This window comes from Paracoccus haematequi (assembly GCF_900631945.1).
GTDB classification, from domain to species: Bacteria; Pseudomonadota; Alphaproteobacteria; order Rhodobacterales; family Rhodobacteraceae; genus Paracoccus; species Paracoccus haematequi_A.
In genome coordinates this window covers 1-15266 of record NZ_UZWE01000015.1, presented here as the reverse complement: position 1 = coordinate 15266, position 15266 = coordinate 1, and the positions used below count along the sequence as shown (strand labels likewise).

The following is a 15266-nucleotide window of genomic DNA, read 5'->3' as shown; positions in this document are numbered from 1 at the left end:
TTCGCGGATCAGCGATCGAACTGCGGCAGGGCGATGCGCGCGACCTGTTCGACGATCGGATCCACGGACAGGGGATGGGCTTCGTTCGAATGATCCTGGGGGTCGCCGATATTCTGCCAGACCCCGCCCTTGTAGATCTCCAACGCGGAAAAGCGCGCCTTGTAGTCCATCTTGCGGCTGCCCGGCACCCAATAGCCCAGATAGATATAGGGCAGCTTGGCGGCCCGCGCGATCTCGATATGATCAAGGATCAGATAGGTGCCCAGGCTGGCCGGTTGCAGGATCGGATGGTAGAAGCTGTAGACGAGGCTCAGCCCGTCATCCAGCACGTCGGTCAGGCAGACGGCGGCCAGGAAGTCGTCGCCGGGCGCCAGCCGTTCGGGATCGTCCCCGCCGCATCGGTATTCGATCACGCGGGTCTTGACCGGCGTCTCCTCGATCATGGCGGCGAATTCGAAGATGTCCATGTCGGCCATTCCGCCATCGGCATGGCGGCTGTCCAGATAGCGGCGGAACAGGTCGAACTGTTCTTCGGTCGCCCAGGCGCTTGTCGCCAGCCGCTTCAGCCCGGCATTGCGCCGCATCAGCCGCCGCTGCGTGCGAGAGGGCTGGAAATCCGCGACCCGAATCCGCGCCGACATGCAGGCCACGCAGCTTTCGCAACTGGGCCGGTACAGCACGTTCTGCGACCGCCGGAAACCCTGGCGCGACAAGGCGTTGTTCAGCTCGGCCGCGTTGTCGCCATGCAGCGCGGTGAACAGCTTGCGTTCGGCGCGGCCATGCAGATAGGGGCAGGGCTGCGGAGCCGTCACATAGAATTGCGGCGCATGGGGCAGGGTATGACGCATCAGCGCAGGCCCTTACGGCGGATTGTCGTTCCAGAACTGATCATGCGCCAAAAAGGATCCGTGTTTCCAACCTGTCGACTGCGCGAAAGCCTAACAATGATTGCACCACCCGCCAAGCGGGGAAAGGGTTAAAGCTTGAGCGGCCCGCCGAACAGGGCGCCGAACTGGGCGTTGACGGCGAAGGGCCTTGGGCTAGTCTGCCGCGCATGGATTTCGCAGCCCGCATCACCCGCCGCCCCATCGCCGCCGACCCCGACCGGGCGCGGCATGTGCTTGCCCTGTTCCCGTCCCAGGATCCGGCCCTGTCGGACCTGATCGGCGGTGCCGCCGGATGCAGCCCCTATCTGGCCGGGCTGCTGGCGAAAGAGGCCGACTGGCTGCCCGGCGCGCTGAACCATGACGACGTGGTCGCGCGAGAGACGGCGGGGTTCGAGGATCTGTCCGCCGATGATCTGGCGGTGGCCCTGCGCCGGGCCAAGCGCCGCGTCGCGCTGTTGACCGCCCTGGCCGACCTGGGCGGCGTCTGGCCGCTGGAACAGGTGACGGGCACGCTGTCCGATCTGGCGGACCGGGCCGTCGACCTGGCGCTGCGGGTCCAGGTGGCCCAGGAACGCCGCCGGGGCAAGCTGCCTGAAACCGCAGCCGATGCGGGCGGCATCTTCGCCCTGGCGATGGGCAAGGGCGGCGCGCGCGAGCTGAACTACAGTTCCGACATCGACCTGATCGTGCTGTTCAATGAGGCCGCCTATGCCGAGGCCGACCAGCAAGAGGCGCGGGCGGCGCTGATCCGGGCCACGCGCAAGATGGCCACGATGCTGTCGGACGTGACCGAGCACGGCTATGTCTTCCGCACCGACCTGCGGTTGCGGCCCGACGCGGCGGTGACTCCGGTCTGCATCTCGACCGCCGCCGCCCTGGCCTATTACGAGGCCGAGGGACGCACCTGGGAACGCGCCGCCTTCATCAAGGCGCGGGCGGCTGCGGGCGACATCGCCGCCGGGGAACGCTTCCTGTGCGAATTGCGGCCCTTTGTCTGGCGCAAGCACCTGGACTTCGCCGCGATCCAGGACGCCCACGACATGCGGCTGCGGATCCGCGACCACAAGGGCCTGGGCGGGCGGCTGGAGATTCCCGGCCACAACATGAAACTGGGGCGCGGCGGCATCCGCGAGATCGAGTTCTTCACCCAGACCCGCCAGTTGATCGCGGGCGGCCGCGACCGCGGCTTGCGCCAACGCGACACCGTGGGCGGGCTGACGGCCCTTGCGGACAAGGGGTGGATCCCGGCGGAAGTGGCGCGGCAGCTGACCGATCACTATCGCGAGCATCGCGACATCGAACACCGCATCCAGATGGTCAACGACGCCCAGACCCATTGCCTGCCGCGCGATCCGGCCGGGGTGGCGCTGATCGCGGCGATGATGGGCGATGCCGACGCGGATGCCTGGTCTGCCCGGCTGCGCGCGCGGCTGGACGATGTCCACGACCTGACCGAAAGCTTCTTCGCGCCCGCAGAGACGGCGGCGCGGCCCGCGATCTCGGCTGAATCGCAGGCGATCATCGACCGCTGGCAGACCTATCCCGCGCTGCGGTCCGCCCGCGCGCAGCAGATCTTCCGCCGTGTCGAACCGGAACTGCTGTCGCGCATGGCCCGCACCGGCCACCCGAACGAGGCGCTGTCGCGCTTCGACGCCTTCCTGTCGGCGCTGCCTGCGGGCGTGCAGATCTTTTCCCTGTTCGAGGCCAATCCCCAACTGGTCGACCTGCTGGTCGACATCTGCGGCAGCGCGCCGGGCCTTGCCGCCTATCTGGCGCGGCATTCGGCGGTGCTGGACGCGGTGCTGGGGGGCAGCTTCTTTTCGCCCTGGCCGGGCGCCCAGGGGCTGCGCGCCGATGCCGACCGGCTGCTGCAATCGGCGCTGACCGGGCCGGGCGGCGGATACGAGGCCGCCTTGGACAATGCCCGCCGCTGGGCGCATGAATGGCATTTCCGCGTCGGCGTCCATCACCTGCGTGGGCTGATCGACGCGGACGAGGCCGCCGTCCAGTATGCCGATATCGCCGATGCCTGCCTGGGTGCGCTGTTTCCCGTCACCGCCGCCGATTTCGCCCGCAAGCACGGCGCGCCGCCGGGACGCGGGGCGGTGGTGCTGGGCATGGGCTCGCTGGGCGCGCGCACCCTGAACGCGGGATCCGACCTGGATCTGATCGTGATCTATGACGCGGCAGGGGCCGAATCCTCGGACGGGCCGCGCCCGCTGGCGGCGCGCCCCTATTACGCGCGGCTGACCCAGGCGATGATCACCGCCGTGTCGGCCCCCACGGCCGAGGGGCGGCTCTACGAGGTCGACATGCGGCTGCGCCCGTCGGGGCGGCAAGGCCCGGTCGCGACCGCCATCCAGAGCTTCGAGAGCTATCAGATGACCGAGGCCTGGACCTGGGAGCATCTGGCCCTGACCCGCGCCCGTGTCGCGGCCTGGGCGGGCGACGGGGCCGAGGGGCTGGCCCATGATGTCGAGGCGCTGCGGCTGGAGGTTTTGCGCAGCCGCGGCCGCGACCCGCGCGTGATGCCCGATCTGGCGGACATGCGCGAACGGATCTTCGCCGCCCGTCCGCTGGATGGCGCGTGGGAGGCCAAGGTGGGGCCGGGGCGGTTGCAGGACATCGACCTGCTGGCGCAATCGCTGGCGTTGCGTGCGGGCGATCCGGCGCGGGGGACGCTGGCGCAACTGCGAGCGGGGCGGCGGGCCGGGCTGATCGCTGCGGCGGACGCGGACCGGCTGGGGTCGATCTGGCGGTTTCTGTGGCGGCTTCACGCCTCGGGGCGGCTGCTGACCGCGAAGCCGCTGGACATGGAGGAGATCGGGCTTGGCGGGCAGGAATTCCTGCTGCGGGAAAGCGGCGCGACCGGCGTGGACGACCTGGCCCGGCGGCTGCGCGACCGCTGCACCGAGGCCGCGTCCCTGATCGACGCGGCCCTGCCGGTCGAGGCGGGCTGACAAGCGGCGGCCTGCCGGGGCAGGCCGCCAGGGGTCAGGCGGTTTTGCGGATCGGCACGGCAGGCGGCGCGGCGATATCCACGATCGGCGCGGCGGGCCGGGCAGTGGGGGCCGGGTCGCCGATCTGTCCCAGCAGGGGGATCGAGACAGTCCCCTCGGGCACCCCCGTATCGGCGGCGTCATAGATGCCATGCGCGGTCTTGTCCCAGTAGAAGGGCTTGACCACGACCTCGTAGATGGCCTTCCACCCGGCCAGGCAGCCCAGCGGGAAATACAGGTGCAGGCTGGGCACCCAAGCCATCAGGTGGCGATGCTTATCCGCCCGCACCGCCCACATGCCGACACCGATGGACAGCAGTTCCGACGCGACGAACGTCCCGAACAGCGCCGGGATCGCATAGCCGCCCCAGACGCCCGCCAGCGGTTCGCGCAGCGGATGCGGCAGGCCCAGGCTCAGCAGCCAGAAGCTCCACAGGACCGGGGCCAGCAGGTATTGCGACAGGCTGCCCAGGAACTGGATCTGGAAGCCGATGAAGCGCCACGCGCCAAGTTCGCGCCACAGCAGGCGGGGGCTGCGCATATGGACGCCCCAAGTCATCGCGTAGCCTTTCAACCAGCGGGACCGCTGCTTGATCCAGGGCAGGGCGCGGCAATTCGCCTCTTCATCCGTGGTGGTGTCGATGATCTCGGTCCGCCAGCCGCGCCGGGCCAGGCGCACGCCCAGATCGGCATCCTCGGTCACGTTCCAGGCGTCCTAGGCGCCGACCTGTTCCAGCGCGTCGCGGCGGAAGAACAGCGTGGTGCCGCCCAGGGGCACGACCAGGCCCAGCCGGGCGACGCCGGGCAGGATCACCCGGAACCAGGCCGCGTATTCGATGGTGAAGCAGCGCGCCAGCCAGTTGGTGCGCGGGTTATAGTAATCCAGCGCGCCTTGCAGGCAGGCCACGTCGGCGGCGGCAAAGTGGAAGCGGCGCGCAACGGTGTGCAACTGGTCGGGATCGGGCCGGTCCTCGGCATCCCAGACGCCGATGATCGCGCCCCGGCAGAAGTTCAAGGCATAGTTCAGCGCGCGGGGCTTGGTCTGGACGGGGCCGTTCGGCACCTCGACCACGCGGATCCAGCCGGGCAGGCGGGCGCCTTGCAGGGCGTTGCGCGTCACCTGGTCGCTGGCTTCGATCACCAGCAGGATGTCCATCAGCTCTCGCGGATAATCCAGGCGCGACAGCCGCGCCACCAGCTTGCCCGCGACATCGCTTTCGCGAAACAGCGGCACCATGACCGAGATCACGGGCAGCGGCCCGGTCATTTCCGCCCGCGCGGCGCGGCCCTGGGCCAGGTCTTCGGCCTGGGCACGCTCCTCGGCCTGGATGCGGCAAGTGGCGATCAGGGCCGCCAGCTTCAGACCGCTTTGCGCGACCAGCGACAACGTGGCCCACAGGGTCAGCGCCGACAGCACCGCCACCGGCACCAGCCACAGCCCAAGCGCCAGGGCCGCCATGGCGCCCAAGGCGATGCGGCCGGTCCGCGCCTCGTTCCGGGACCGGCAGGATTCGGCGGCGGGCACGCGCATTTCCGCCTTGCGGATCATGGCGATGCGGCGCGAGGCCAGGACAGCCGCCTGCACCTGGTCCTCGGAGCACAGCAGCATCCGCACCTGGCCGAAGCCGTCGGGCAGGCCGGGGATCAGGTCGGCGAAAAGCTCGGGCCGGGCAGTGGCGATCCAGGTGACGCCGCCGATGCGGCGCCAGGGCAGGACGGCGTTGGCCAGGCAGAATTCCGCGCCCAAGGCGTCGATCAGGCGCGGATCGCCCGGCGTCCGCGCGGGATCGAGCGCCGAGGTCCGCCACTGGCGGCACAGCGCGCGCAGCAGCGCCTCGGGCGTGACCCAGCCTTGCGACAGAAGGATCTGGCCCAGGCGGCTGCTTTGCCGCCCGCGCATCACGGTGGCCTTCAGCAGGTTTCCGGGATCGACGGCGCCGTCTTCCAGCAGCAACTGCCCCAGGGGCGCGTGGTGGCGCGGCGCCATGGTCGGCGCGGGGACTGCATCGTCGGGAACAAAGGCAACTGGTTGAGAACTGACCATGGGCGATTCCCTGTTGGATCGCCCATGGGTGCCATGAAAGCGGTTAAGAAGACGTTAAGCCCCCGCCCCCTGGACGCTTGTCCTGCGGCCGCGCATGGCATCGGCGAAACGCTGGAACAGATACAGGCTGTCCTGCGGCCCCGGCGCGGCCTCGGGGTGGTACTGCACCGAGAACACCGGCTTGTCCTGGACCCGGATGCCGCAATTGCTGCCGTCGAACAGGCTGACATGGGTTTCGATCACGCCCGCGGGCAGGGTCTGGCTGTCCACCGCGAAGCCGTGGTTCATCGAGGTGATCTCGACCTTGCCGGTTTCGGTGTCGCGCACGGGATGGTTGGCGCCGTGATGGCCGTGGCCCATCTTCACCGTCCTTGCGCCAAGCGCCAGGGCCAGCATCTGGTGGCCCAGGCAGATGCCGAAGATCGGCAGGTCGCGGTCCAGCAGGCTCTGGATCATCGGCACGGCATAGGCACCCGTCGCCTCGGGGTCGCCGGGGCCGTTCGACAGGAACACGCCCTCGGGGTCGTGGGCCAGCACCTCATCAGCCGTGGCGGTGGCGGGCAGGACGGTCACATCGGCACCGTAAGCCACTAGCGACCGCAGGATGTTGCGTTTCGCGCCATAATCCAGGGCCACGACCTTGAAGGGCTTGTCCTCGGACGCCGTGCCGAAGCCCTTGGACCATTCCCAGGCCCCCTGGTCCCAGCGATAGCTTTGGCGGCACGTGACATTCTTGGCCAGATCCAGGCCGACGATGCCGGTCCAGGCGCGGGCGCGGGCGATCATCGCCGCGATGTCGAAATTGCCGTCCGGGTCATGGGCCAGCACCACATGCGGCGCGCCCTGCTGGCGGATTGCGCGGGTCAGGCGGCGGGTGTCGACCCCGCCGATGCCGATGCGGCCGCGCCGGGCCATCCAGCCGGGCAGGTCGCCCGCCGCGCGCCAGTTCGACGGATCGGTCGGATCCCAGCGGACCACGATGCCGCTGGCGACGGGATCGGGGGCCTCGTCGTCCTCGGGGGTGATGCCGGTGTTGCCGATATGGGGGAAAGTGAAGGTGACGATCTGGCTGGCATAGCTGGGATCGGTCATGATCTCTTGATAGCCGGTCATCGCGGTGTTGAAGACCAGCTCGGCCACGACCTCTCCGGGGGCGCCGAAGCCCTGGCCGTAGAAGACTGTCCCGTCGGCAAGCGCAAGGCAGGCGGTCGGTTTGTTGGCCATGGCGGCACCCTTTGTCTGAATCAGGCGGTGAATAGGGGGACGGGCGGGCAAGGTCAAGAACACAGCCCGCCTTGATTTGCCGCGCCCGCTGGCCTAGATCGCAGGCTTTCGCGACCAGGAGATACCGATGGACCTGCGAGCCAGGCTGCAAGCCGCCACCAAGGACGCCATGAAGGCCAAGGACAGCGCGCGCCTGTCCACGCTGCGCCTGATCGGCGCCGCCATCAAGGACCGCGAAATCGCCGCCCGCACGGGCGATGGCGACGGCACGTTGAACGATGCCGACCTGATCGCGATCCTGTCGAAAATGGTCAAGCAGCGCCAGGAATCGGCCAAGGCCTACGAAGAAGGGGGGCGGCTGGAACTGGCCCAGAAGGAAGAATCCGAGATCGGCGTCATCCAGGAATTCCTGCCCCGGCAACTGACCGAGGCCGAAACCGCCGCCGCCATCGATGCCGCCATCGCCGCGCTTGGCGCGACGGGCATCCGCGACATGGGGCGCGTGATGGCGGAACTGCGCGACCGCCACGCCGGGCAGATGGATTTCGGCGCCGTCGGGCCGATGGTCAAGGCGCGGCTGCTGAACTGAAGCGGCCGCCATGCGTTCCGGCGGGCAGGAGGTAACAGCCATGCCCGCCAAATCGAAAGCCCAGCAGAAAGCCGCAGGCGCCGCCCTGTCCGCCAAGCGCGGCGACACCAAGGTCAAGGATCTGAAAGGCGCGTCCAAGGACATGTATGACAGCATGTCCGAAAGCCAGCTTGAGGATTTCGCCGAGACCAAGCGCAAGGGCAAGCCCGAGCATGTGACGAAAAAGGACTGATCAGCGCAGGCTGGCCAGCCGCCGTGTCAGGTCGTCGTAAAGGCTGCGGCGTTCCTCGGGCGTGAGGAAGGCGCCCAGTTCGATCTCTCTCTGGCCGTCGGTCAGAGTCAGGTAGGATTCGACCGGCCCCTTGCGCAGGGCAGGCCGCAGCCAATAGCTGTTGGTCGTCCATTCCCGCAGCGCGCCGCCGGGATCGCGGCGCGACACGCGGACGGATTTTCGGTCCAAAACCAGCTCCTCGGCCATGTCGGCCTGGGCATAGCTGCGCTGGATCGCATACCAGACGCCGCCGATCACCAGCAGCACGAAGGGCAGCAGCCCCCACAGCACGGCGGTGCCCAGCATCGCCACCACAGGCAGCGCCATGAAGGCGGCCGTCAAGCCGATGAACCAGACGAACCCCGTGCGCGGCAGCGACCGATAAGGCCACAGCCTCAGCCGATATGACAAGGCCCCGGAGCGATCCGGGGCCGTATCCTGCCATTCATAAGGCATCGGTGGGCATCAATGCGCGTGGCTGTGGTCCCAGTCCTCGCGCTTGGGAAGCTGCTCGAACGTGTGTTCGGGCGGGGGCGAGGACAGGGTCCATTCCAGCGTGTCGGCATGTTCGTTCCAGTAGTTGTTCTGGGTCACGCGTTCGCCCGCGCGGAGCGTATAGAACACGATGCCGATGAAGAACAGGAACGAGGCGAAGGACAGATAGGCGCCCAGCGAGCTGATATAGTTCCAGTAGGCGAATTCCACCGGATAGTCGATATAGCGGCGGGGCATCCCCTGGCGGCCCAGGAAGTGCTGGGGGAAGAAAGTCAGGTTCGCGCCGATGAACATCATCCAGAAATGCAGCTTGCCCGCCCATTCGGGATACTGGCGACCCGACATCTTGCCGATCCAGTAATAGACGCCCGCGAACAGCGCGAAGACCGCGCCCAGCGACATCACATAGTGGAAATGCGCAACGACGTAATAGGTGTCGTGATACACGCGGTCCAGCGGCGCCTGCGACAGCACCACGCCGGTGACGCCGCCCACGGTGAACAGGAACAGGAACCCGAAGGCCCACAGCATCGGCGTCTTGAACTCGATGGACCCGCCCCACATCGTCGCGATCCACGAGAACACCTTGATGCCCGTGGGCACGGCGATGGTCATGGTGGCCAGCATGAAATAGCTTTGCTGGGTCAGCGACATGCCGACGGTGTACATGTGGTGCGCCCAGACGACGAAGCCCAGCACCCCGATCGCGGCCATCGCCAGCACCATCGGCAGATAGCCGAAGATCGGCTTCTTGGCGAAAGTGGCGATGACGTGGCTGATGATGCCGAAGCCGGGCAGGATGATGATGTACACTTCCGGGTGGCCGAAGAACCACAGGATATGCTGGTACAGGATCGGGTCGCCGCCGCCGGCCGGGTTGAAGAAGTTGGTGCCGAAGTTGCGGTCCATCAGCAGCATGGTGATGGCGCCGGCCAGCACCGGCAGGGCCAGCAGGATCAGCCAGGCGGTGATGAAGACCGACCAGGCGAACAGCGGCACCTTGAACAGCGTCATGCCGGGGGCGCGCATGTTCAGGAAGGTGGTGATGATGTTGATCGACCCCAGGATCGAGGACGCGCCCGAGACGTGGACGGCGAAGATCGCCAGGTCCATCGAATAGCCCGCCTCGGTCGTGGACAGCGGCGGATACAGCACCCAGCCGACGCCCGAACCCATCTGGTCCGACCCGCCCGGCGCCAGCAGCGAGGCCACGCCAAGCGCCACGCCCGCCACATACATCCAGTAGGACAGGTTGTTCAGGCGCGGAAAGCTCATGTCCGGGGCGCCGATATGCAGCGGCATGAAATAGTTGCCGAAACCGCCGAACAGCGCCGGAATCACCACGAAGAACATCATCAGGACGCCGTGATAGGTGATCATCACGTTCCACAGATGGCCGTTGGGCGTGCATTCGGCCGAGGCGTCGGCGATGAAGCGCGCCCCCTCCAGGCACATGTACTGGACGCCCGGATGTTGCAGTTCCATCCGCATGTAGACCGTGAACGAGACTGCGATCAGCCCGACGATCCCTGCGGTGAACAGGTAAAGGATACCGATGTCCTTGTGATTGGTGGACATGAACCAGCGGGTGAAGAACCCGCGTTGGTCGTGATGGTCGTCGTGGCCATGAACGGCTGCGTCTGCCATACCCGAACTCCCTCAGATATAGTGATCCGGTCCGGCAGACCGGCAATTCCCTGGGGTTGTTCTAGACCAGCCGTGCCGACCCGGCAATGCCCTAAGGCCGCCGGGGCGACAGCTTTTGGTGGCAGATGCGGCGGGCGGTCAGCGATAGACCAGCACCGGGATCTTGGAATGCGTCAGGATCCGGGTGGCCTGGCTGCCCATCACGACCGCCGCCACGCCGCGCCGCCCGTGGGACGCCATGGCGATCAGGTCGCAGCCCTCTTCCAGCGCAGTGTCGATGATCGCCTGCCAGGGGTCGTCGTGCCACTTGTGATGCGTCTGGACCCTGACGCCCGCCGCCTCGGCCTTGGCGCGGGCGGCCTTCAGAACCCGGTCTGCATAGGCGGCCGCATCCGCGTCATAGCTGGATCGGCTGCTTTCGACCTGCATCGCGTCGGTGCTGAGGATGTGGAACGGTTCGGTCACGGTGACGATCGTCACGGCCGCGCCCAGGCTGGCGGCCAGGGCCACGCCCTTGTCGACGGCCTGACCGGCCAGTTCGGACCCGTCGGTCGGGATCAGGATATGCTTGAACATGATGCTCCTCCTCTCGCGGCGGCGGCGCGCCGATGGCGCGCGGGCCTGGTTGCGGCGCCGACGCTGCCACAAGAAGGGCAGGGGAAACATGACTTGAATCAAACAGGCCGGCCCCGAGGACCGGCCTGTTCGGCGGCGCGTCCGCCCGCGCTATTGTCCGGCGGTGGCCAGGAAGGCCGCGATGTCGGCCTGGTTCTTGTTCAGCTTGAAGGTCATCTTGGTGCGGGCCGACGAATCGCCGGTCTTTTCCTGCACGAACTTGTTGGGATCGGTCATGTAGGCGGCCAGATCCTCGGGCGTCCAGACCTCGCCCGCATCCTTCAGGGCAATCAGCGCCTCGGAATACTTGAAGCCTTCCTCGGATCCTGCGGGCCGTCCGACCACGCCAAAGAGGTTCGGGCCCGTCTTGCCGCCCTTCACGATGTCCTCGCCCGAGGGCGACTGGATCATGTGGCAGGCCTTGCACTTGCGGAATTCCTTTTCTCCGGCGGCGGCATCCCCGTCCTGTGCAAGCGCGGGTGTCGCTAGGGCGGCGCCCAGCAGGGCGCCGATGATGGCAAATCTCATTCTTTTCCTCGCTATTCCAAAGATCTTGGAAGTCCCAACAGAACACCTTAAGGGGCCGAAGCGGATTCGCCACCCGTCAGAAGGTCGCACCCCGTCCTGCCATCCTGGCCGAAGATCGTATCGAAGCCGTGGCGCAGCGCCAGATCGAGGTCGCCCATGCCGACCGGCAGGCCCAGGTCGACCAGGCTGGTCACGCCATGCCCGCTGATCCCGCAGGGCACGATCCCGGAATAATGGCTCAGGTCCGGTTCGACATTGATGGCGATGCCGTGAAAGCTGACCCAGCGGCGCAGCTTGACGCCGATGGCCGCGATCTTGTCGTCGCGCATCGTCCCGTCTGGCAGGGGCGCCTTGTCCGGGCGCGGCACCCAGACGCCGACCCGCCCGTCGCGGATCACCCCGGTCACGCCGAACTCCGCCAGGGCGGCGATTACCCATGCCTCCAGCCGGGCCACGAAGGCGCGGACGTCGCGGCCGCGGCGGTTCAGGTCCAGCATCACATAGACGATCCGCTGCCCCGGCCCGTGATAGGTGTATTGCCCGCCCCGCCCCGCGACATGGACGGGAAAGCGCGCCTCCAGCAGGTCGCCGTCGCGCGCGCTGGTTCCGGCGGTGTAGAGCGGCGGATGTTCGACCAGCCAGACCAGTTCGTCCGCCTGGCCCGCATGGATCGCCGCGACCCGCGCCTCCATGAAGGACACGGCCTCGTCGTAACCAGTCAGCCCCTGCGCCGTGATCCATTCCACCATGGCCCCGATCTGGCCCGGCGCGCGCGCGGCGTCAAGCGGGGGCGGTAGAATCCCCCTTTTCAATCCCCCTTGCCTCGGCTATCACCCGCCGCACTGCCCGGATGCGGTCGTGGCGGAATTGGTAGACGCGCAGCGTTGAGGTCGCTGTTCCTTAACCGGAGTGGAAGTTCGAGTCTTCTCGACCGCACCATCTTTCCCTGACACATCCAGATGAAACCGGGCGACGGCCCGTTGCGGATGAGGGATACGATGAAGATAGCGATTGTCGGCCTTGGCTATGTCGGCTTGTCGAATGCGGTTCTGCTGGCGCAGCATTCCACTGTGGTGGCCCTGGACATCGACAAGGCCCGCGTGGACGCCGTCAACGCCCGGAACTCCCCCATCGAGGATGCCGAGATCAGCCGCTTCTTCGCAGAGCGCGATCTGGACCTGACGGCCACCTCCGATGCCCGGCAGGCCCTGGTCGGCGCGGATTTCGTGATCGTGGCGACGCCCACCAACTATGACCCCCGGACGAACAGCTTCGACACCAGCTCGGTCGAGGCGGTGATCGCCCTGGCCCGCCAGCACGCCCCCGCCACGCCGATCATCGTCAAGTCCACGGTTCCGGTCGGCTTCACTAGCCGGATGCGTGCCGCAACCGGCTTCGACGGCATCATCTTCTCGCCCGAGTTCCTGCGCGAGGGGCTGGCGCTGCACGACAACCTGCATCCCAGCCGCATCGTGGTCGGCGACAAGGGCGAGGCCGGGCGGCGCTTCGCGGCGCTTCTGGCGGAAGGCGCGCTGGACCAGGACGTGCCCGTCCTGTTCACCGAATCGACCGAGGCCGAGGCGATCAAGCTGTTCGCCAACACCTTCCTGGCGATGCGCGTGGCCTATTTCAACGAGCTGGACAGCTATGCCCTGACCAACGGGCTGGATCCGCGCGCCATCATCGAGGGCGTCGGTCTGGATCCGCGGGTGGGCGATTACTACAACAACCCGTCCTTCGGCTATGGCGGCTATTGTCTGCCCAAGGACACCAAGCAGTTGCTGGCGAACTATTCGTCGGTGCCGCAGAACCTGATCGCGGCCATCGTGGAATCCAACCGCACCCGCAAGGACTTCATCGCCGAGCAGATCGTCGCCCGCAATCCCCGGACGGTCGGGATCTATCGCCTGGTGATGAAGGAAGGGTCGGACAATTTCCGCGACAGCGCCGTGCAGGGGATCATGAAGCGGATCAAGGCCAAGGGCATCGCCTGCGTCGTCTACGAACCGGCCCTGGCGGCGGATCACTTCTTCCATTCGCCGGTGGAACGGGATCTGGCGGCGTTCAAGGCCCGGTCCGACCTGATCATCGCCAACCGCCGCCACGACGACCTGGCCGACGTGGCCGACAAGCTGTTCACCCGCGACCTGCTGCAACGCGACCTATGACGCCTGCCGCCCGCATCTCTGCCGCGATCGGGATTTTGGATCATGTCCTTGCGGGCCTGCCCGCCGAACAGGCGCTGCTGCGGTGGTCGCGGTCCAGCCGGTTCGCGGGATCCGGGGACCGGGCGGCGGTGCGGGATCTGGTCTTCGACGCCCTGCGCTGCCGCGACAGCCACGCGGCGCTTGGCGGGGCGCTGTCGGGCAGGGGGCTGATGATCGGCGGGCTGCGCGCGGCGGGCCGCGACCCGGCAGAGCTTTTCACCGGCCAGGGCCATGCGCCCGCGCCCCTGGGACCGGACGACCGGCCCGGCACGGCGGAAGGCATCGCCGACATCCCCGCCTGGATCCAGCCCCTGTGGGACGCGTCCCTGGGAGATCGGGCCAGTGCCGTCGCCGACCGGATGCGCCAGCGGGCGCCGGTCTGGCTGCGGGTCAACCCCATCAAGGCGGATGCCGCCACGGCCGTCGACGCGCTGGCCCAGGACGGGATCGCCGCGGAAGCCGATGCGCGCCTGCCCACCGCCCTGCGGGTGACGGCGCATGAACGGCGTCTGTCGCAAGGCCGCGCCTATCGCGACGGTCTGGTCGAGCTTCAGGATCTGTCCCCGCAACTGGCCTGCGCTGCCTTGCCCCTGGTCGCCGGAATGCGGGTGCTGGATTACTGCGCCGGCGGCGGCGGCAAGACTTTGGCCGTCGCGGGCCGCGCGCCGGGGCTGACCCTGGTGGCCCATGATGCCGATCCCGCCCGGATGCGGGACTTGCCGCAACGGGCGGAACGCGCGGGTGTCAGCGTCCAGGTCACCGCCGCACCGAGGGGCGTCTTCGATCTGGTCATCGCCGATGTGCCCTGTTCGGGTTCGGGAACCTGGCGGCGCACGCCCGATTCGAAATGGCGCCTGACCTCGCAGGGCTTGCGCGACCTGGCGGCGGTGCAGGCGCAGATCCTGCGCCGGGCGGCGGATCTTGTCGGACCGGGCGGGCATCTGGCCTATATGACCTGTTCGGTCCTGGACGGCGAAAACGGCGCGCAGGTCGACCAGTTCTTGGCTGAAAATCCAGGCTTTCGACAGGTTTCGCGGCAATCCTGGACGCCGCTTGAGGCCAGCGACGGCTTTTTCCTGTCCCTGATGGCGCGCGGATGAAGCTGCGGACCGCCATTAACGGCTTGTTAAGCGGTTTGGCGGTATCGACGATCCTGAAGGCTTGGAAGGGGGCTAGACGGATGACATCCGGGGAAACGCAATCCGCCGTCTCTCGCAATGCGGCCGTGGCGCTTCCGCTGCTGATGCTGCCGGTTGTGGTCGCCGCCGTGGCGGCGCTGGCGCTGCCGCAAAGCGGCTATGGGCTGGCGGCGCTTGTGATCGGCACCATCGCGGTGGCCTGGTACATCCTGGGGGGCGTGATCTCGCTGGGCTATGTGCTGGACCGGCTGGCGGCGCGGCGTGCCCTGGCATCGATCCGGCACGAGGTCGTGGCGGCCGCCGATCCGATCTGGATCTGCGATTCCGACGGCCTGGTGGTCTTGCAGAACGAGGCGTCGCGGACCGGCTTCGGCGACATCGCCGGGCAGAACATCCTGCGGCTGGTCTCGCAGTTGCGGGCGGACGCCCTGGACGATCTGAGCGGGCTGGTGCGCCGTGCGGGCTATGTCGGCTGCGCGGACCTGGCGCTTGGCTCGGGCGATACGCTGACGCTCAGCCGGGCCGAGGATGCGCCCTTGCAGGTCTGGTCCTATCACCGGCAGGGCCACGGGAATCGCCTCGAAATCGTCGGCGGCCTCGGCCTCGTCGGCGGTCAGGGGG

Annotated in this window: 13 protein-coding genes, 1 tRNA gene and 1 pseudogene; 7 read left to right on the top strand and 8 right to left on the bottom strand. The window is 67.7% G+C overall.

Going from position 1 to position 15266, the window contains the following annotated elements; all coding sequences use genetic code 11:
* Positions 1 to 8: 8 nt before the first annotated feature.
* Positions 9 to 848: an arginyltransferase gene (locus PARHAE_RS01160; RefSeq protein WP_126152774.1), complete on the bottom strand. Its 840-nt coding sequence runs from the start codon at positions 846 to 848 to the stop codon at positions 9 to 11.
* A gap of 206 nt (positions 849 to 1054) precedes the next feature.
* Here PARHAE_RS01160 and PARHAE_RS01155 point away from each other — a divergent pair, with 206 nt between their 5' ends.
* Positions 1055 to 3847, top strand: a complete 2793-nt coding sequence (locus PARHAE_RS01155) for a [protein-PII] uridylyltransferase family protein (RefSeq protein ID WP_126152773.1) — start codon at positions 1055 to 1057, stop codon at positions 3845 to 3847.
* A 34-nt stretch (positions 3848 to 3881) separates the two neighbouring features.
* Here the strand turns inward: PARHAE_RS01155 and PARHAE_RS01150 are convergent.
* Positions 3882 to 5930, bottom strand: a pseudogene (locus PARHAE_RS01150) (glycosyltransferase).
* 54 nt (positions 5931 to 5984) lie between these two features.
* Positions 5985 to 7154 carry a glutamine-hydrolyzing carbamoyl-phosphate synthase small subunit gene (gene carA / locus PARHAE_RS01145; protein ID WP_126152772.1) on the bottom strand — a complete coding sequence of 390 codons (1170 nt, stop codon included), beginning with the start codon at positions 7152 to 7154 and terminating at the stop codon, positions 5985 to 5987.
* 127 nt (positions 7155 to 7281) lie between these two features.
* Between carA and PARHAE_RS01140 the strand changes: the two genes are divergently transcribed.
* Together PARHAE_RS01140 and PARHAE_RS01135 are read left to right on the top strand one after the other, a co-directional pair.
* Entirely contained in the window at positions 7282 to 7743 is a 462-nt protein-coding gene (locus PARHAE_RS01140) for a GatB/YqeY domain-containing protein (RefSeq protein ID WP_126152771.1), read from the top strand.
* 40 nt (positions 7744 to 7783) lie between these two features.
* Positions 7784 to 7975: a DUF3008 family protein gene (locus PARHAE_RS01135; protein WP_126152770.1), complete on the top strand. Its 192-nt coding sequence runs from the start codon at positions 7784 to 7786 to the stop codon at positions 7973 to 7975.
* Here the strand turns inward: PARHAE_RS01135 and PARHAE_RS01130 are convergent, their stop codons facing one another.
* The 5 genes from PARHAE_RS01130 to lipB form a co-directional block, all read right to left on the bottom strand.
* Entirely contained in the window at positions 7976 to 8425 is a 450-nt protein-coding gene (locus PARHAE_RS01130; protein ID WP_338142911.1) for a DUF2244 domain-containing protein, read from the bottom strand.
* Positions 8426 to 8479: 54 nt separating this feature from the next.
* Positions 8480 to 10156: a cytochrome c oxidase subunit I gene (gene ctaD, locus PARHAE_RS01125; protein WP_126152768.1), complete on the bottom strand. Its 1677-nt coding sequence runs from the start codon at positions 10154 to 10156 to the stop codon at positions 8480 to 8482.
* A gap of 138 nt (positions 10157 to 10294) precedes the next feature.
* Positions 10295 to 10732: a universal stress protein gene (locus PARHAE_RS01120; RefSeq protein WP_126152767.1), complete on the bottom strand. Its 438-nt coding sequence runs from the start codon at positions 10730 to 10732 to the stop codon at positions 10295 to 10297.
* 150 nt (positions 10733 to 10882) lie between these two features.
* Positions 10883 to 11299, bottom strand: coding sequence for a c-type cytochrome (locus tag PARHAE_RS01115; protein ID WP_126152766.1), 417 nt, complete (start codon positions 11297 to 11299; stop codon positions 10883 to 10885).
* A 47-nt stretch (positions 11300 to 11346) separates the two neighbouring features.
* Positions 11347 to 12048 carry a lipoyl(octanoyl) transferase LipB gene (gene lipB / locus PARHAE_RS01110; protein WP_126152765.1) on the bottom strand — a complete coding sequence of 234 codons (702 nt, stop codon included), beginning with the start codon at positions 12046 to 12048 and terminating at the stop codon, positions 11347 to 11349.
* 103 nt (positions 12049 to 12151) lie between these two features.
* Between lipB and PARHAE_RS01105 the strand changes: the two genes are divergently transcribed.
* The 4 genes from PARHAE_RS01105 to PARHAE_RS01090 all read left to right on the top strand — a co-directional run.
* Positions 12152 to 12238 (top strand) — tRNA-Leu (locus PARHAE_RS01105).
* A gap of 59 nt (positions 12239 to 12297) precedes the next feature.
* Positions 12298 to 13467: a nucleotide sugar dehydrogenase gene (locus PARHAE_RS01100; RefSeq protein WP_126152764.1), complete on the top strand. Its 1170-nt coding sequence runs from the start codon at positions 12298 to 12300 to the stop codon at positions 13465 to 13467.
* Positions 13464 to 14606, top strand: a complete 1143-nt coding sequence (locus tag PARHAE_RS01095; protein ID WP_126152763.1) for an RsmB/NOP family class I SAM-dependent RNA methyltransferase — start codon at positions 13464 to 13466, stop codon at positions 14604 to 14606. The genes PARHAE_RS01100 and PARHAE_RS01095 overlap by 4 nt, the downstream gene beginning before the upstream one ends.
* Positions 14607 to 14686: 80 nt before the next feature.
* A partial coding sequence (locus PARHAE_RS01090) for a hypothetical protein (protein ID WP_164555101.1) occupies positions 14687 to 15266 on the top strand: 580 nt, incomplete at its 3' end.